This window comes from Methylobacterium sp. WSM2598 (assembly GCF_000379105.1).
Taxonomy (GTDB): Bacteria; Pseudomonadota; Alphaproteobacteria; order Rhizobiales; family Beijerinckiaceae; genus Methylobacterium.
Genome location: NZ_KB900609.1, coordinates 4,638,644 through 4,654,371 on the forward strand (window position 1 = coordinate 4,638,644; position 15,728 = coordinate 4,654,371).

The following is a 15,728-nucleotide window of genomic DNA, read 5'->3' on the forward strand; positions in this document are numbered from 1 at the left end:
GCGACCGGGAAGTCCTTCTTCGCCGCATCGATGAGCTGGAACCTCATCGACTTCCCTCCTTGGCGAAAAAAGCCGTGGCCCGCTTCAGGATCTCGCGTTCCTGGCGCAACACCTCGTTCTCCCGCCGCAGCCGCTTCAGCTCGGCGGCCATGTCCTCCTGGCGGTCGGAGGGCGGCGCCTCCATCTCGCGATCGCGCTGTCCGTCGATCCAGTGGCGCAACGTCGAGAGGCCGATGCCGAGATCCTCGGCGACCTCTCGGCGGCTGCGCCCGCTCGTGTGAGCAAGGCGCACGGCTTCGGCGCGAAACTCAGGGGTGAAGCGCTTCTTCGGTTCTCGCATCGGGAACCTCCTCCCTCACGGAAAGAGCTCTCCACTTTCCCGAAGCAAGTCCAAGTTGATCCGGTTCCTACGCCAGTGGTGCGGCTACGCGCTGACCGGTGTCACGCGAGAGCATGCCCTCGTGTTCGTCTACGGGCCGGGCGGAAACGGCAAGAGCGTGTTCCTGAACGTGCTCACGGGCATCCTGGCCGAGTACGCCAAGACGGCCGCCATGGACACGTTCACGGCGTCAAAGGGCGACAAGCACAGCACCGACATGGCCATGCTCTGCGGTGCGCGCCTCGTGACCGCGTCTGAGACCGAGGAGGACCGGGCGTGGGCCGAGGCTCGGATCAAGCAGATGACCGGCGGCGACCCAATCACCGCACGGTTCATGCGGCAGGATAACTTCACGTTCCTACCGGCCTTCAAGCTGACCGTCGTCGGCAATCACCAACCGCTGCTGCGGAACGTCGATGATGCGGCACGGCGCCGGTTCAACATCGTCCCCTTCACCCGGAGGCCCGAGCGGCCCGACCCGCGGCTTGAGGAGACGCTGAAGACCGAGTGGCCGGCAATCCTGCGTTGGATGATCGAAGGCTGCCTTGACTGGCAGAGAAACGGCCTGGTGCGGCCCACAAGCGTCGCTGAAGCAACCGAAGCGTACTTCACTGAGCAGGATCTGTTGGGGCAGTGGCTCAGTGAGAAGTGCGAGCTTCGGCCAGGGCAGCCGGTCGCCTTCGAGTTCAGCGCTGAGTTGTTCGAGAGCTGGTCTGCCTACGCCAAGGCCGCAGGCGACCTGCCCGGCACCCTCAAGAGCTTCAACCCGGCGATGCGGCGCAAGGGGCTAGCGCCTCACCGGACCGAACGCGGTCGCGGCTTTCGAGGCATCCGGCTGAAGCGAGATGAGAGCTTCGGCTAAACGGCCTCAGGAGCATGACGGATGACGCATTATGACGTGTCATTCCCGTTCCACACTAATACGCGGACGCGCGTGTTGGCGATTACTAGCGCTGACGCGTCAAGAAGCGTCATCCGTCATGCCGGCAGCATGTCCCAGGGCCGGTCAGGAGTTGGGAACCTGGCGGATCGCGTGCCGATCCCGCCCCCTCACCTCAACGCAAACCAGGTTTCGAACGACGACCGCCTCCCGCGCGCTCGCGCGCAGGATCTCGCCCGCCTCAACCCATTGCAGGAGACCTCTCGTGATGAGCCAGCACATGAACGCCGCCGTCCTTCCCGCGCACGTCGTCAAGAGAATGCACCGTTGTTTCGAGCAAGCCCTGATTGAGGGCGCTGGCCCCGACACCGACGCCAAGGCGGCAGCCGAAGCGCTTCTCGCCTTTGGGTGCGGCACGGTGGCGAAGATCAGCGGCAACCGCGAACTATCGCGCCTCCTGTTCGCGCTGTCGGTCTTCGCGGCGAAGCAGGCGGACGCTGAAGAGGCCGCGGCCTCATCCACTACAAATCACCGGGCTACGCAGCACTGAGCCTTGAACGAACCATGAGCCTCGCGCATTTTGCCTGTGGCTGATCGCTGATTGTCACCGGCAGGCCGGGACAGGATCGACACGCCACCTTCAGGACACCGGCAGGCCGGGTCGCGAAGCTCAACGGGCTCTCATCCGAGCCGTCGCTTTGTCGCGTGAATGGTGGCCATGCCTCCCACACTCGAATTCCGCAACGTACCCACGGTGCGCCTCGCGCCGCCGTTGGAAGTTAAGCTCGATCCGGGCGCCAAGGTGGCCGGGTCTGTATCCGGGTATGCGAGCGTATACGGGGGCCCCCCCGACGCCCATGGAGACGTCATAGCAGTCGGCGCATTTCGCCGGACGCTCGCAGAGCACAAGGCGAGCGGCAGCGCTCCGGTCATGTTGTGGTCGCACGATCAGAGCCAGCCGATCGGCCGATGGACTGAGTTGCGCGAGGACGGCCACGGCCTGTTCGCGCGCGGCGAACTCAACCTCGACAGCAGTCGCGGGCGGGACGCTCACGCGCACATCAAGAACGGCGACGTGAACGGCCTTTCGATCGGCTTCTTCGTCGCCGAGGGCGGTCGAAAGTCGGGCGAGCGCGGCACCACCATCCTGACGGATTTGGACCTGGCCGAGATCAGCGTGGTGGCCCTGCCGGCCAACCGCCGGGCCCGGCTCAACCTCACCAGCAAGGCCGAGCTGGTCGACCTCCTGCACAAGTCTGGCCTCCCTCGCGAGGCCGCGAACCGCCTCGCCGCCGGCGGCTGGTCTGCCCTCGCCGGGACCGATCCCGACGAGGAAGCCCGACACTTTCAGATCGCCGCGGACCGCATCGCGCGGCTCGCCGAGAAGATGAGGACTGGACGATGAACACGCACGTCACCCCCGGCATCCGCGCGGCGCGTGCCGCCGGCAACCTGCTTCGGCAGAAGGATGCGACCGGCCTCGACGCGGTGATCCGCGCCATCGAGGACAACAACCGCGCTGTCGACGCTCGGCTGAAGTCCGTCGAGCAGTTGACCTCAGGCGTCGCCGGCATCTCCGATCAGCTCACCGAGTTGGAGCAGAAGATGGCCCGTCCTCGCGGCCTCGGCACCACCGCAGCTCCGCTCAGTTGGGGCGAGGAGTTCACCGCGTCGCCCGAACTGAAGGCGTTTGCTCAGGAGACCTCCCGCCCGGGCCGGCTGCGCCTGGAGATGAAGACCACCATTACCTCGGCCACAAACTCCGGCGGGCGGCTTACGACGCCGACCCGTGACGATGTGGTAACGCTCCCGAAGCGCCCGCTCGTGGTGCGGGACCTCCTGCCAGTCATTCCGGTGTCGAGCGGATCGGTCGAGTATCCGAAGCAGACTACCCGCACGAACAATGCCGCCATCCAGGCGGCCGAGGGCGATGCCAAGGCCGAGAGCGCCTACGCGTTCGACATCGCGACGACGCCGATCCGCACCATCGCGCATTGGGTCCCGGCCTCGCGCCAGATCCTCGAGGATGCTCCGCAACTCGCCGGCATCATCGACAGCGAGTTGCGCTATGGCCTCGCCGTTAGGGAAGATGCCCAACTCCTGTCGGGCGACGGCACTGGCTCGAACATCCTGGGCCTGATCCCGCAGGCAACGGCCTACTCGGCGCCGTTCACGATGACCGCGCCGACCATGCTGGATCAGGTCGCGTTGGCCGTCCTCCAGTGCAGCTTGGCCGATTTCCCGCCTGACGGGATCGTGATGCACCCGAGCGATTGGATGCGCATCTGCCTCATCAAGGATGCGGGCGGCCTGTACCTGATCGGAGCGCCAGGCAGCAACACGCCCAAGACCTTGTGGGGGCTGCCGGTCGTGACGACCACGAGCATTGCCGCTGACAAGTTCCTCGTCGGTGCCTTCCAGCAGGCCGCCACGCTGTACGACCGTTGGGCGCCGCGCGTCGAAGTCTCGACCGAGCACGCGGACTTCTTCACGCGCAACCTCGTCGCCGTGTTGGCCGAGGAGCGGATTGGGCTCGCAGTCAAGCGGCCTGCGGCGCTGGTCTACGGTGACTTCGGCAACGCCTAACCGTCCCGTGAATGGCCCGGATGTTCCCCCGCCGGGCCTTAGCGCCGGAGCAGTAGCGGGTCGCCACCTGCTCCGGCGCTACCCCCAGGGGGGGCGTCCAAACTCTAGCGCCTCCCCCCTCGTGACCGGTCCCGAACCCGCACGATGACGGCCGCTGCCCCCGTTCAATCGAGATTTGCCGCATGAGCGTGAAGCGCCGGCCGACGCCGCCCGAGCACCTGTCCGAGGCAACGCAGCGCTGGTGGCGGGCGGTCGTCGAGGATTACGACCTCGAGGGCCACCACCTCCGGCTCCTGCAACTGGCCGCCGAGGCGTGGGATCAGTGCCAGACCGCCCGCACCGCGATCGCCGAGCGCGGGATGACCTTCGACGACCGCTTCGGCTCGCCGCGCGCGCGCCCCGAGGTGGCGATCGAGCGGGATAGCCGGCTTGCCTTCGCCCGGCTCGTGCGCGAGCTCGACCTCGACGTCGAACCGCCCGGCGAGGGTCGGTCCCGGCCGCCGGCCTTGCTGTCGAACCGGCGGCGCTGACATGCCGGTGAAGCGTCGATCATCGAAGGTGCGGGACCATCGCATCACGGCCGAGGCCGTCGAGGCGTTCGAGGCGGGCGACTATCTGCGCCTTCACGCTGCCCTCGGGCTTGGGCCGCATGAGGCGTCGCCGCTGCCCGAGGCGGTTGACGGCCTGGGCGTTGGTGACGGCCCGCCGCCGCCCTGGGGCAATGCCTTCAGCGCGAGCTGGACACAGGCGCAGGAGCTGCAGCGCGAGCTGCTGGCCGCCGGGGCGCGGATGCCGAAGCGACGCAAGGCGAAGGCAGATTAGCCGGCCGCCTGCTCACCTCACGCCGGAGCAGGGTGAGGAGTGGCGGGCCGTGGTCGGACGAATGCCGGCCGGCTGGTTCGGGCGGGAGATGCACGGCTTGCTGGAGGCGTACTGCCGGCACGTCGTGAACGCGCATGCTGGCGCAGCGTGTCGACGAGTTCCGACCGGAATGGCTGGACACAGAGGAAGGCGTGCGGCGCCTCGACAAGCTTACGGCCATGGCCGAGCGGGAGAGTCGCGCGATGTCGGCGCTCGCGGTCCGCATGCGGATCACGCAGCAGAGCCGCTACCGCCCTCCGACAGCCGGGACGGCGGCCAGCCAATCGCCGGTAGAAGCCCTAGGAATATTCACTACTCACAAATCTGGTTGATACGTTTGTCAAATTTCTATTTTTGAATCGCAGATAGCGCAAGAAATCCAGAAATTCAGTATTGATGATCCTTTCCACCGCAACTTCGTTGTCTGATTTGTATTTTATTACGACAATCGGCTCGTTACCACTACGTTGTTTATTCCCGGGTCTGTCTACATACATCTGAATTGCAGTTTCGATTTTCGCGATTGAGCTGCTTAGTTTCTCGCAAATTTGTTCGCGGAAAGTTTCATGAATTTCACCCAATCCGTCAATGTACTCGCGCAACAATGATTTGAAATACACGGGGCTTTTCAGGGAGACGAGTTCATCTAGCACAGATTTTTTGAACCTTTTGTTTTTCTTAAGGTTTTCAATTGATATGATTGGGTCTACCGTGAACACATGACGGGGCTGTTCTCGATCTGTCTGCCAGACCGCTTCGAAATTTATGGCTCCAACCGGATAACCGTAATGCTGACTGTGATTTCTTAGTGCCTCAAGAACTCTATAGCCAATTTTCTGATCGTAGGATCTGTTGGTTTCGATCTTAAAAGACTTGAATTCCTTGGAGGTTTTTCCGAATATGTCCACCATTCTAAGCGGAGCTTGATCAAGATAAGATTTAGCTGAAGACAAAAAATTCATAATCTTTCTATTTATCTGACCGCGCATTCTGCTATATTCACGGTCATCACTCGAAAATAGCAGGTCGCGCTGTACCATAGAGAGCATCTCTAACTCAATCTCGTAGTAGTTCTCCATACAGAAATCAAATATCTCCTCTACTTCTGTGACGGTAGCGATAAAAATACACGCTTCAAGCAGTTTTATAAACCGTTCTTCGGATATTTCTACACCATCACTCACTGCGTATATGATGTTTACTAGCATGTATTTCATTTGCGAGCCAGAAATGCGTGTTTGATCACCGGCACAGGTCGCTGTACCCTTTCGAGCACCGCGCCATGGGCGCGCTCTTGACATCATTTTTCAGAAGTCAGCAGATCGCGGCAGATCGAACGGGCTGCGAAGATGCGGGTATATCTCACTAATCGCAGCCCGCGTGCAGCCCGCTAAGTCAAACAGAAAGCTTGGAGATGTGATTAGGAATTCGTGTTCATGTGCATATCTCCACTCCTCGAATGCTGACGACAGAGTTCCCAAAACACTCAGGAAATGCTCTCTTTTTCCCCGAGAAAACATTGCTCTGTTGATAATCAGTTGCGCCGCCCGCGGCGAAAGAGTCTCGACCGTTAAAAAAAGCTCTAATAATCTGTGGCCACGAGTCGGAACTTTATCTCCCAACACTTTGAGGAGCTTAAGGTATAGCTCTGTTGCCAAGGCCATTGTAACTATAGGCGGGCCGTTGACTTTGCAGTCTAATCTAGGTCCACTAATTGCCGCAATCCCGGCGTCCGTTGGGTCGCGATGTTGCTGTGCCCGGACATTGCCGGGATCAAATGGCACGCCAGCCAGAAGGGCAGCATAATAAAATGCATCGGCGTTCTTTAACAACCTCTCGCCATATATTATTAGCTCCGCATCCGAAAGAGGGGTTTCTTTTTTGCGATCTTTCCTCAGTACCTTATCTAAGAGTTTTCTAATTGCATCCGGCCGCGACGGCCGCGGATCAGCTTGCTTCTCAATCCATGCGTCTAGGCTAGCGAGTTGCGTGGGTGGAATGCGGACCGTGACTGGAGTGGCATCGACGCGAGGACGGCCACCCTTGTTCTTCTCGGTTTCTGACATTGACAACCCCCACTAGGTTGATAATGTCAGAAACTGCCGGGCCGAACAAGAGCACCACCTCTTGCCCGGCCCTGACCACAACTGCTGCAAGGACCAGTTATGGCTATCTACAAAGCTACCACGTCGGCTCTTGCCGGCGAACGCCCCCGCACGCCCTCCTCACATGTCGGCCCTGTCACCGCTGCGATCCGCGCCATGCGAAACGCGGAGCCCGACCCGCTCACCGAATTGCGCGAGGCCATCGAGCGCTACTTCGCGACTCTCGGCCAGACCGTTGATCTCGATGCTCACATTCCGGCCGAGGAGGCGTTCTGATGTCTCTTGCTTCTCGCCGTGGCTTCCTGCGCGGCCTCACCAGGCTTCCCCTCATCGGGGGAGGCGTCACCCTCATCGGCAACCCCACGGCCGCCGCAGAGCCCGTCACGCCGGCCCTGCTCAACGCCTACAATGAGTGGCTGTTTTACGAGCGCCGGCTCCTCTGCATCGAGGCGTACGGGTCACCGGATGCGGAGCATGTCGTTCCGTGCGCGGGCGCTGCGGAGTTCCATTTCTCAACCGGTGGCATGGATTGGCGCTCGCTGCCCCAGCCTTCAGGCAGGGCCGTCGTCGTGCTGAGCGCGGTGCGGTGCGACTGGCGGAGCGCATCTGGCGAGTAGGCAGCACGCTTGACAAACAGTCTCCGCGTAGCACATGTACAGAATGTGCTACGCGGAGACTGTTTATGTCCAAGGCTCCTGGCCGTAAGATCCGGATCGGAGATTTCGCCATCGGAGCGAACGAGCCACGCAATCGGGTCCGTCTGAACCTGAGCAAAGGCACTCCCTTGAGCATTGGGGCCGATGCTACGGGCGGCTGGCGCGAGTTCTCCGAGGGTGACTTCACCCGGTACGTCGTGAACCGGAAACCGATCGCCTATGGCTTCACGCTGTCGGCTGCGAACCGGATCACAAACGAGCTGTTCGGCACTGATGAGATCGACCCCATACTGGCTATAAATCAGAGCTACGGAACCCTCGTGCTGATCACCGGCCGCGGTGATGATGCTCGTGTCGAATTTCGAATGCACTCGAAAATCGGCGGAATCCCCGGTTCTTGTTGCGTTGTTCTAGACCCAGCAGCGGCGATCATTGAAGGCTTCGCGCGTCTCTACCTGCTAACTAGCTATATCAGCTCGGACAATGCTTTTCGTCGCCGCGCGTTTGAATTTTGGATTGCAGAGGCTGGTAGGGCTGCAGGAGTGCCGGACTCTGAACTGATGCCGCAACTCGACTTCATTCAGAATGCCGCGAGCTGAGATGCCCCGCCGCCAGACCATCACGCAAACCGAAGTCAAACGCATCCTGAAGGGTGCCGCGGAGGCCGGCCTCAAGGTCGGCCGGTTCGAGGTTGATCCCGCGACCGGCCGCCTCATCGTCACGGTAGGGGAGGGGAATGCCGCGCCCGAGATGACGGCAAGGGAGCAGTGGAGGGCCAGCCGTGGTTCGCGCTGAGTACCCGGGCGTATTCCCGACCTACAAGCCGCGGAAGGATGGCACGCGCCGTACCTATTGGTACCACCGTGCGACAGGCATGCGCCTCGCTGGTGAACCGGGCTCCCGCGAGTTCCTGTTGAGCTACGCCGAGGCGGAGAAGATGCTCAAGGCCCGGCACTCGGGCGACACTTTCAACGGCCTCATCCGCGAGTACACGGCCTCGCTGGAGTTTACCGACAAGCTCTCCACCTCCACGCAGCGCGAGTACCGGCGCATGCTGGCGAAGGCCGAGCCAGAGTTCGGCGACATGCCGCGCGAGGTCCTGAACGACCCGGCCGTGCGCGGCGACTTTCTGGACTGGCGCGCGAAGGTGGCCCGCGCCTCAGGCGAGCGCGAGGCGGACAACCGGCTCTCCGTCATCTCGGCCATGCTGACCTGGGCGCGGGAGAATGGCCGGCTCCACGTCAACCACATCCAGGGCTTCAAGCGCCTCTACCACGCCGACCGGTCCGAGATCGTCTGGCTGCCCGAGCACATCGACGCCTTCATGCGCGTCGCGCCGATCGAGCTGCAGCGCGCGCTGATCATGGCGCTCCACACCGGCCAGCGGCAGGGCGACCTGCTGGTGCTGCCGTGGTCTGCCTACGATGGCACCGCCATCACGCTCAGACAGGGCAAGAGCGCCCGCGGCGGGCGCGTGGCGCCCCTCGTCACCATCCCGTGCACCAAGGCGCTCCGGCGCATGCTGGACGGCATGCAGCGGGTCTCACCGCTGATCCTGACCACCAAGACGGGGAGGGCGCTGCAGAAGCGGTACTTCGCCCGGCTGTGGGAACAGGCGACCGCCGACGCCGGGCTCAACCGCATCACGCTGCCCGGCCTCGCCGAGCCGGTCAGCCTGCACTTCCACGACCTGCGCGGCACGGCTGTGACGATGCTGTCCGAGGCCGGCTGCCAGCCACAGCAGATCGCGACAATCACTGGTCACTCGCTCAAGACGGTGACCGTGATCCTCGACCGCTACCTCGCTCGAACGCGAGCATTAGCGGACCAAGCAATCCTCAACTGGGAGAACTCGCCACGAACAGAATTTGCAAACCGACTGCAAACCAGCCCTCCCGAGCCGCGGAGCCCGAAAGGAAAAGCTGATGCGTAGCAAGAAGTTAGATGGCGCGCCCGAAAGGATTCGAACCTCTGACCCCCAGATTCGTAGTCTGGTGCTCTATCCAGCTGAGCTACGGGCGCCTGGCCGGGAGGCAGCGGCCTCCGTCGGTGGGGGGTGATCTAGAGGGTCCGGATCGGCTTGGCAACCCCTAAATCGCCGGCAAGGGACCGGCGCCGTGGGGCGCCGGCCGGGAGCCGCTCAGAAGCCGGCCTGGGTGACGAAGCGGGTGTTGAGGTAGCCCTCGATCGCCTCCGAGCCGCCCTCGCTGCCGTAGCCCGAATCCTTCACGCCGCCGAAGGGCGTCTCCGGCAGCGCGATGCCGTGGTGGTTGATCGACAGCATGCCGCTCTCGATGCGGGTGGCGAGCTTCTGCGCCGTCTCGGTCGAGCCCGTATAGGCGTAGGCCGCCAGCCCGTAGGGCAGGCGGTTCGCCTCGCCGAAGGCCTCCTCGTCCTCCGAGAAGCGCTGGATCGCCGCGATCGGCCCGAACGGCTCCTCGTTCATGATCCGCGCGTCGAGCGGCACGTCCGTGAACACCGTCGGCTCGAAGAAGTGGCCGCGGTTGCCGAGGCGCTTGCCGCCCGTGCGCAGGCGCGCGCCCTTCGCCTCCGCGTCGGCCACGAAGCCCTCCATCGCCTCGATCCGCCGGCCATGGGCGAGGGGGCCCATCGTCACCCCCTCCTCCAGGCCGTTGCCCACGGTCAGGGCCCGGGCGTAGCCGACGAAATCGTCCACGAAGCGGTCGAAGACCGAGTCGTGCACCAGGAAGCGCGTCGGCGCCACGCAGACCTGGCCGGCGTTGCGGAACTTGTTGGCGCCGAGCACCTTCACGGCCTTGTCGACATCCGCGTCGCGGAAGACGATCGCCGGCGCGTGGCCGCCGAGCTCCATCGTCGCCCGCTTCATGTGCTGGCCGGCCAGGGCCGCCAGCTGCTTGCCCACCGCCGTCGAGCCCGTGAACGACATCTTCCGGATCACCGGATGCGGGATCAGGTAGGACGAGATCGTCGCCGGGTCGCCGAAGACCAGGCCCAGCACGTCCCCCGGCACGCCCGCGTCGAGGAGCGCCCGGATCAGCTCGGCGCAGCTCGCCGGCGTGTCCTCCGGCCCCTTCAGGATCACCGAGCAGCCGGTGCAGAGGGAGGCCGCGACCTTGCGCACCGCCTGGTTGATCGGGAAATTCCAGGGCGTGAAGGCCGCCACCGGCCCCACCGGCTCGCGCAGCACGATCTGCATCACGCCCTCGGCCCGGGGCGGGATCACGCGGCCGTAGGCCCGCCGGCCCTCCTCCGCGAACCAGTCCATCGTGTCGGCGCCCGCCATCACCTCGACGCGGGATTCCGCCAGCGGCTTGCCCTGCTCCTGGGTCATGATCCGGGCGATGGCGTCGGCGCGGCTCCGCAGCAGGTCGGCGGCCTTGCGCAGCACCTTGCTGCGCTCGAAGGCCGAGACCTTGCGCCACGCCGAGAAGCCCCGCTCGGCGGCGGCGAGCGCGGCGTCGAGATCCTCCCGCGTCGCCACCGCGAGCTGGCCCAGCGTCTCGCCGGTCGCCGGATTCAGGATCGGAAGCGTCTGGCCGGCGCCGCCGCGGCGCCACTCACCGGCGATATGCAGTTGAACATCGGGAAACATCGGGCGGCCACTCCTCAACACCGCGGGGGCAACGGCCCGCATCTAGCGCGTCGGGCCCCGAAAGGCACGCCGCGCCGCACCCGCGGCGACCGCGCCGGGCCGGTCCGCCCCCGCCGCCGTGCCGCAAGGGGAGAGTTGTCGTGAAGGGCGATTGCGCGCAGAAAGTGCAGATCCCGGCGCCTGCGCGCGCTTTACTCTTGGTTAAGCATGCGGATCGTAAGGATCTCTTTACGCTGAGTTGGCGCAGGAGAGGGCGATGCGGGGGAGGGCGAAGGCTTGGCGCGCCGTCCTCGCGATGGCGCTCGCCCTCGGGAGCGGCGGGACTCCGCCGGCGGGCGCCTCCGACTACGGCCTGCGCGGCGCGATCGAGAGCGGCCCGCCCGCCGGCCCGGCCCCGGCGCTGGTGCGGCGGGGCACCGACGTCTTCGTGCGCGGCGCGAGGGAGGCGGCCGCGCCGCTCCCGGAGGGCAACGTCACGCTCAACCTCGTCAACGCCCCGGTGGCGGTGGCGGCGCGGGCGGTGCTCGTGGACGCGCTCGGCTGGAGCTACAGCCTCGACGAGCGCGTCGCCGGCACCGTCACCCTGCAGACGGCGGGGCCGGTCAGCCGCGCGGCCCTGCTCGGCCTGTTCGAGAGCGCGCTCGCGGCGCGCGGCGTCACCCTGCGCCGCCGGGGCAGCCACGTGCAGATCCTCCCCGCGGGCGCCCCGCCGCCGCCCTCCGGGGTGCGCGGCACGCCCGATGCCGCGGGCGAGCCCGGGGCGCAGGTCATCCCCCTGCGCTGGATCTCGGCGGGCGAGATGCAATCCATCCTCGCGGCGGTGGCGCCCCGCGACCTCGTCCTGCGGGCCGACCGCACCCGCAACCTGCTCATCGTCTCCGGCGACCGCGCCCAGATCCAAGCCCTGCGCGAGACGATCGCGGTCTTCGACGTCGACTGGATGCGCGTGCTCCGCATCCAGGAGAACGCCAGCCAAGGTGAAGTCCCGCGACCAGCCGACGACGAGTTCGGCTTCCTGCTGGGCAATCTCCACATTCGGGCAGCGCGGCACGTGCCAGCCCCAGATCTGGATGCCGGCACCGGTCAGTTTCTTATGAAGCTGCGAAAAGTCAGGATGCCGGAGATTGGGATCGATCCGCCTTCCATAGCCCATCCGGATCCAGATGGAGGCGAGATGCGCGTCGGTGCAACGCTGCACGAATGGATCCACGCCTCCACTCGCAGCCATGACGTTCATCAGGCGCACGATGTACATCGATCGGCCTTCGAGCCTGCGCATCGGAAGTCTCCAAGTTTTAGAGGATATCAACGAGGCCTGAGTGAGACCGACTTTACAGTTCTACCGGAAATATATGGCGATTTGACTACAGACTATATCTTAGCTCGGACCGTAAGCTCTCATAGTGCAATTTTTCACACCTGTGCGAACTAGATCGCACATCGAACAGTTATCTCTTTGCGGAATCAGATTTGCATGCAACGATCACTGGTTCAGTCAGTTTATTGTCTTTGATGCTGATCACGGTGTCTTTGTTGATGGTGCATGTTCGCGGGTCCGGCTCGGTCGAGGCCCAGCAGCCCACCCCAAGGAACAGGATCGATGCGATGAGCCCGGCCAAGCCCGGACCCGCCTTGACCACGACGTCGAGCGCCCCCGTGATCGCTTTGAAGAGCTCCGAAAGATCGCCGATCGTGGGAGCGTTGGCCGGCAGCGCGCCCGGTGGGCCGCCCGCCGGCGCGGCGCGCTGAACCGCCCCGTTCGCGGCTTCGCTGGCCTTCTTTGCGGCGTCGGCCGCCTTCCATTGTACATAATACGTCGTGATGGAGCCAAGGACAAAGCTGGCGAAGCTGATCCACGCAAGCCAAACCGATGTCACGACAACCAAGCGATTCATGGCCGCCCCGCATTGTGCCACCTGCCGCAAATGGCTCTCCACCTACGGCGGGTCGAAACCGTCCGAGCCCCAATTCATTCCTTCGTAAGGCCGCGCTTTTTCCTTCAGGCGCAAGTGCCACGCATCGACCGCAAGCTTTTCCGATTGTGACAGGTCCGAATGCTGGACGGCCGCCCCGGCGACCACACCCGGCAGCTTCGCGGCTCCCGCCACATCCTCCGCAGAGCCCTCGACCTCATGGAGACGCGGCGAGAATGATTGCAGGATCGTGACTTTCGAGTTCAGCTTTTCGAAAGTCTCCGATGGATCGGGCGCCTTGATGAGAAGCAGCTCATTCATCGTTCAGCCCTCCGCGGCGCGGCCGCTTACACGGCCGGCAACCCGTTGTAGCCAACGTGATATGGTGTCATGGCGCACATCGACCAAGTGTTTGCCTTCATCAAGCAGGGCTCGCCGCCGCTCGGAGCACAGCTTTCACAATTGATGTTGGGGCGCCCGAAGACGCCCCAGGAGCCGCCGCACTCGCACCGCGCCAACGCATACTCATCCGGCGCACCAAAGATGTGGCAGGACTCGTGTGCAAAAACACGGTCGATATTGTCGGGCCCCCAGCTGTCGTTGTAGTAGTTGAGAACAAGGTAAGCGCTCTCAGGATGCGCATAGGCAAAATGAAAAGTCGTATACTTTGTAAAGAACGCGCAGTAATAATAATCCGCCGCCACGCTCTGGCGCATGCTTTGCAAAAATTGTGCGATACCGGCCGTCCCCGCGTCGTGACCAAGCTGGGAGAGCGCCTCATCCCGCCAAAACTGCTCCTGGCTCTCATAGCCGCCACCTTGCGGATTGTCGGCGGCGGTCACGTCAACCTGATTGATGATCGGTACGAACGTGACGTCCTTCGCAGGACTTTGCGAGCTTAGCCAAGCATGGGCGTTCTGGACTTCGGCGACGATCTTGGTCCGTTCGGCTTGCGTGAACGCGAGTGCTCCGGGGCCGGAGACGATGACGAGACCGGCCGCCACGCGGCCGACCAGCCTGTAAGCCGCCGGGGCTCCGGGCGGCGGATCGAACGAACGTTCGAGGTCGCCCTTGTCGAGCGGCGCGCGCGGGCCATCCCCGCCCCAGGTCAGCGCGTTCGCGGGCCGGTTCGCCTTGGCCTTCCTGTAGGATTGCTCGCTCCGAAGGCGAAACGCATCGAGCCCCAGCCTCTCAGTTTCAGACAGATTCTCCTCGTTGATCGGCGACATCACGCCGACATCGCCCAACGTAATCGCAATACGTCCATATTGTTGGAGCACCGGCAAGGCGCGCGCTTGCGGAGAAAGATGTGGTTGCGCGTCGGGTCCTCGCACCGCGTGAAATACTACCGACTCTTGAAAATCCATATCGCCAGCCACCACGCCCTCCGTCATCGAGGATTTGAGAAAAGCGGCATCATTACTGGCCATCTGTGGTTGCACAGGATGCCTGCGAAAGGCCGCCTCCGCAAGTGGTTGTTGTAGGAAATGATCACGGGTGAAGGCCATGACCTCGCCGGGCCCGGTTTGCTCGTAGGGCCGCGACGGGCAGGATTGGGGTGGGCCGACCTCCCTCGGGCCGGCGCTGGGCCGCGCGCGCCTGCCGGATGGGCTCGGCGGCGAAAGGCGGAAAACCCGAAAGGCGGAGAACCCGAGCGGCGGAGAACCCGAGCGGCGGAGACCGGCCTCGGCAGCGCTGCGCCTGGTCAGGTTGCGTCCGGCGGGACCGGGCCGGCGGACCGGCGCGGCAGGAAGCGGTCGCGCTCCTCCCGGAAGCGCCGGGTGATGAAGTCCCGGCAGGCGGCGACCCGGCGCGCCTCGTGGCTGTCGGGATGCGACATCAGCCAGTAGGTCCGCCGGAACTGGATCCCGGGCAGGACCCGCACGAGGTCCGGGCAGCCGGCGGCCGCGAAATCGTGCAGGATGCCGATGCCCGCCCCGGCCCGCACCGCTTCGAGCTGCCCGACCGCCCCGGCGCAGCGGAAGACCCGCCGCGCCCGGTCCTGCAGGAAGGCCGCGTAGTCGAGGGCCGAGGCGTAGGCGTAGTCGTCGAGGCCGATCACCGCCGGGTGGGCGGCCAGGTCCGCCTCGCCGGCCGGCGCGCCCGCCTGGTCGAGGTAGTCGCGCGCCGCGTAGAGGCCGAGGCTGTAATCGGAGAGCTTCGACAGGATCAGCCGCCCGTGGCTGGGCCGGTCGAGGCCGATGGCGAGGTCCGCCTCCCGCCGCGACAGCGAGAAGGAGCGCGGCAGCGGCACGAGCTCGATGATCAGCCCCGCGTGGCGGCGGGCGAGCCGGCCGAGCTCCCGGGCGAGGAAGAGGTTGCCGAGCCCGTCCGGCGCCCCGATCCGCACCGTGCCGGTCGGCTCGGCCTCCTGCGCCCGCAGCCGCGCGGTCGCGGCGAGCACCTCGGCCTCGATCCGCTCGGCCACCGGCACGAGGCCCTCGCCCGCCTCGGTCAGCACGGAGCCGTGCGGCCGGCGGTGGAACAGCGTGGCGCCGAGCGCCGCCTCCAGCCCCTCGATCCGGCGCGCCACCGTGGCGTGGTTGAGGCCGAGCCGGCGGCCCGCCTCCAGCATCTGGCCGGAGCGGGCGACCGCCAGGAAGACCTGCAGGTGGTCCCAGTTCATCGGCGCCCCCGGCTCACGGGCACCACCCGTCCGGGCGCGACCCGCACGGGCGTGACCCCCAGGGGCGCGAAACTCCGCACAACGGTTGGGCGGGATCTGCCATTGAGCCGCGATTTTTGTCGGCCCAGAACAGCCCGTCAACAGGCGG

17 protein-coding genes, 1 tRNA gene and 2 pseudogenes are annotated in these 15,728 nt (G+C 64.8%); 11 read left to right on the top strand and 9 right to left on the bottom strand.

The annotated features are described in order from the left end of the window. A pseudogene (locus MET2598_RS42970) lies at positions 1 to 340 on the bottom strand (transposase); the annotation flags it as partial. A gap of 52 nt (positions 341 to 392) precedes the next feature. On the opposite strand from MET2598_RS42970, the pseudogene MET2598_RS37105 reads away from it, so the two are divergent. From MET2598_RS37105 to MET2598_RS0121950, 6 genes and pseudogenes are all read left to right on the top strand, one after another. Next, positions 393 to 1,241: pseudogene (locus tag MET2598_RS37105) on the top strand (phage/plasmid primase, P4 family); the annotation flags it as partial. 286 nt (positions 1,242 to 1,527) lie between these two features. Further along, a complete protein-coding gene (locus MET2598_RS0121930) occupies positions 1,528 to 1,809 on the top strand; it encodes a hypothetical protein (RefSeq protein WP_018262365.1) in 282 nt (93 codons plus the stop codon). Between the two features lie 168 nt (positions 1,810 to 1,977). Continuing rightward, positions 1,978 to 2,664 carry an HK97 family phage prohead protease gene (locus MET2598_RS0121935; protein ID WP_036270962.1) on the top strand — a complete coding sequence of 229 codons (687 nt, stop codon included), beginning with the start codon at positions 1,978 to 1,980 and terminating at the stop codon, positions 2,662 to 2,664. Next, entirely contained in the window at positions 2,661 to 3,845 is a 1,185-nt protein-coding gene (locus MET2598_RS0121940; protein WP_018262367.1) for a phage major capsid protein, read from the top strand. The genes MET2598_RS0121935 and MET2598_RS0121940 overlap by 4 nt, the downstream gene beginning before the upstream one ends. A gap of 182 nt (positions 3,846 to 4,027) precedes the next feature. Further along, positions 4,028 to 4,375 carry a P27 family phage terminase small subunit gene (locus tag MET2598_RS0121945; RefSeq protein WP_018262368.1) on the top strand — a complete coding sequence of 116 codons (348 nt, stop codon included), beginning with the start codon at positions 4,028 to 4,030 and terminating at the stop codon, positions 4,373 to 4,375. Position 4,376: 1 nt separating this feature from the next. Beyond that, a complete protein-coding gene (locus tag MET2598_RS0121950; protein WP_026190873.1) occupies positions 4,377 to 4,667 on the top strand; it encodes a hypothetical protein in 291 nt (96 codons plus the stop codon). Positions 4,668 to 5,005: 338 nt separating this feature from the next. Here MET2598_RS0121950 and MET2598_RS41440 read toward each other — a convergent pair whose 3' ends face one another. Then, positions 5,006 to 6,007: a hypothetical protein gene (locus MET2598_RS41440; RefSeq protein ID WP_157182236.1), complete on the bottom strand. Its 1,002-nt coding sequence runs from the start codon at positions 6,005 to 6,007 to the stop codon at positions 5,006 to 5,008. A 6-nt stretch (positions 6,008 to 6,013) separates the two neighbouring features. Further along, complete coding sequence (locus tag MET2598_RS41445; protein WP_157182237.1) at positions 6,014 to 6,772, bottom strand: hypothetical protein; 759 nt, start codon at positions 6,770 to 6,772, stop codon at positions 6,014 to 6,016. A gap of 314 nt (positions 6,773 to 7,086) precedes the next feature. Here MET2598_RS41445 and MET2598_RS0121965 point away from each other — a divergent pair, with 314 nt between their 5' ends. The 4 genes from MET2598_RS0121965 (at position 7,087) to MET2598_RS0121975 (ending at position 9,400) form a co-directional block, all read left to right on the top strand. After that, the gene (locus MET2598_RS0121965) at positions 7,087 to 7,428 is read left to right on the top strand and encodes a hypothetical protein (protein ID WP_018262372.1); all 342 of its coding nucleotides are present in this window, start codon (positions 7,087 to 7,089) and stop codon (positions 7,426 to 7,428) included. A 65-nt stretch (positions 7,429 to 7,493) separates the two neighbouring features. Continuing rightward, positions 7,494 to 8,066 (top strand): hypothetical protein, encoded by a 573-nt coding sequence (locus MET2598_RS41450; RefSeq protein ID WP_157182238.1) that lies wholly within the window; start codon positions 7,494 to 7,496, stop codon positions 8,064 to 8,066. A gap of 1 nt (position 8,067) precedes the next feature. Then, complete coding sequence (locus MET2598_RS0121970; RefSeq protein WP_018262373.1) at positions 8,068 to 8,262, top strand: hypothetical protein; 195 nt, start codon at positions 8,068 to 8,070, stop codon at positions 8,260 to 8,262. Between the two features lie 118 nt (positions 8,263 to 8,380). Then, a complete protein-coding gene (locus MET2598_RS0121975) occupies positions 8,381 to 9,400 on the top strand; it encodes a tyrosine-type recombinase/integrase (RefSeq protein WP_236728782.1) in 1,020 nt (339 codons plus the stop codon). A gap of 12 nt (positions 9,401 to 9,412) precedes the next feature. On the opposite strand, the gene MET2598_RS0121980 is transcribed toward MET2598_RS0121975, so the two are convergent. Continuing rightward, positions 9,413 to 9,489, bottom strand: a tRNA-Arg gene (locus MET2598_RS0121980). Positions 9,490 to 9,607: 118 nt separating this feature from the next. Then, on the bottom strand, positions 9,608 to 11,041 hold the full coding sequence (locus tag MET2598_RS0121985) for an NAD-dependent succinate-semialdehyde dehydrogenase (protein ID WP_012331118.1): 1,434 nt from the start codon (positions 11,039 to 11,041) through the stop codon (positions 9,608 to 9,610). A gap of 256 nt (positions 11,042 to 11,297) precedes the next feature. Here MET2598_RS0121985 and MET2598_RS42975 point away from each other — a divergent pair, with 256 nt between their 5' ends. Continuing rightward, the gene (locus MET2598_RS42975; protein ID WP_018262375.1) at positions 11,298 to 12,473 is read left to right on the top strand and encodes a secretin N-terminal domain-containing protein; all 1,176 of its coding nucleotides are present in this window, start codon (positions 11,298 to 11,300) and stop codon (positions 12,471 to 12,473) included. Between the two features lie 16 nt (positions 12,474 to 12,489). Here the strand turns inward: MET2598_RS42975 and MET2598_RS41455 are convergent, their stop codons facing one another. The 4 genes from MET2598_RS41455 to MET2598_RS0122010 all read right to left on the bottom strand — a co-directional run bounded on the left by MET2598_RS41455 (position 12,490) and on the right by MET2598_RS0122010 (position 15,580). After that, positions 12,490 to 12,936: a hypothetical protein gene (locus MET2598_RS41455; RefSeq protein WP_150108581.1), complete on the bottom strand. Its 447-nt coding sequence runs from the start codon at positions 12,934 to 12,936 to the stop codon at positions 12,490 to 12,492. 42 nt (positions 12,937 to 12,978) lie between these two features. Further along, complete coding sequence (locus MET2598_RS0122000) at positions 12,979 to 13,275, bottom strand: hypothetical protein (RefSeq protein WP_018262377.1); 297 nt, start codon at positions 13,273 to 13,275, stop codon at positions 12,979 to 12,981. 26 nt (positions 13,276 to 13,301) lie between these two features. Next, the gene (locus tag MET2598_RS0122005; protein ID WP_236728783.1) at positions 13,302 to 14,462 is read right to left on the bottom strand and encodes a hypothetical protein; all 1,161 of its coding nucleotides are present in this window, start codon (positions 14,460 to 14,462) and stop codon (positions 13,302 to 13,304) included. 197 nt (positions 14,463 to 14,659) lie between these two features. Beyond that, a complete protein-coding gene (locus MET2598_RS0122010) occupies positions 14,660 to 15,580 on the bottom strand; it encodes a LysR family transcriptional regulator (RefSeq protein ID WP_018262379.1) in 921 nt (306 codons plus the stop codon). Between the last annotated feature and the right edge of the window lie 148 nt (positions 15,581 to 15,728).

Excerpts from the sequence above, each read along its gene's own strand:
- MET2598_RS0121930 (WP_018262365.1), top strand. The coding sequence starts at position 1,528 with ATGAGCCAGCACATGAACGCCGCCGTCCTTCCCGCGCACGTCGTCAAG.
- MET2598_RS0121935 (WP_036270962.1), top strand. The coding sequence starts at position 1,978 with ATGCCTCCCACACTCGAATTCCGCAACGTACCCACGGTGCGCCTCGCG.
- MET2598_RS0121940 (WP_018262367.1), top strand. The coding sequence starts at position 2,661 with ATGAACACGCACGTCACCCCCGGCATCCGCGCGGCGCGTGCCGCCGGC.
- MET2598_RS0121945 (WP_018262368.1), top strand. The coding sequence starts at position 4,028 with ATGAGCGTGAAGCGCCGGCCGACGCCGCCCGAGCACCTGTCCGAGGCA.
- MET2598_RS0121950 (WP_026190873.1), top strand. The coding sequence starts at position 4,377 with ATGCCGGTGAAGCGTCGATCATCGAAGGTGCGGGACCATCGCATCACG.
- MET2598_RS41440 (WP_157182236.1), bottom strand. The coding sequence starts at position 6,007 with ATGTCAAGAGCGCGCCCATGGCGCGGTGCTCGAAAGGGTACAGCGACC.
- MET2598_RS41445 (WP_157182237.1), bottom strand. The coding sequence starts at position 6,772 with ATGTCAGAAACCGAGAAGAACAAGGGTGGCCGTCCTCGCGTCGATGCC.
- MET2598_RS0121965 (WP_018262372.1), top strand. The coding sequence starts at position 7,087 with ATGTCTCTTGCTTCTCGCCGTGGCTTCCTGCGCGGCCTCACCAGGCTT.
- MET2598_RS41450 (WP_157182238.1), top strand. The coding sequence starts at position 7,494 with ATGTCCAAGGCTCCTGGCCGTAAGATCCGGATCGGAGATTTCGCCATC.
- MET2598_RS0121970 (WP_018262373.1), top strand. The coding sequence starts at position 8,068 with ATGCCCCGCCGCCAGACCATCACGCAAACCGAAGTCAAACGCATCCTG.
- MET2598_RS0121985 (WP_012331118.1), bottom strand. The coding sequence starts at position 11,041 with ATGTTTCCCGATGTTCAACTGCATATCGCCGGTGAGTGGCGCCGCGGC.
- MET2598_RS42975 (WP_018262375.1), top strand. The coding sequence starts at position 11,298 with ATGCGGGGGAGGGCGAAGGCTTGGCGCGCCGTCCTCGCGATGGCGCTC.
- MET2598_RS41455 (WP_150108581.1), bottom strand. The coding sequence starts at position 12,936 with ATGAATCGCTTGGTTGTCGTGACATCGGTTTGGCTTGCGTGGATCAGC.
- MET2598_RS0122000 (WP_018262377.1), bottom strand. The coding sequence starts at position 13,275 with ATGAATGAGCTGCTTCTCATCAAGGCGCCCGATCCATCGGAGACTTTC.
- MET2598_RS0122005 (WP_236728783.1), bottom strand. The coding sequence starts at position 14,462 with ATGGCCTTCACCCGTGATCATTTCCTACAACAACCACTTGCGGAGGCG.
- MET2598_RS0122010 (WP_018262379.1), bottom strand. The coding sequence starts at position 15,580 with ATGAACTGGGACCACCTGCAGGTCTTCCTGGCGGTCGCCCGCTCCGGC.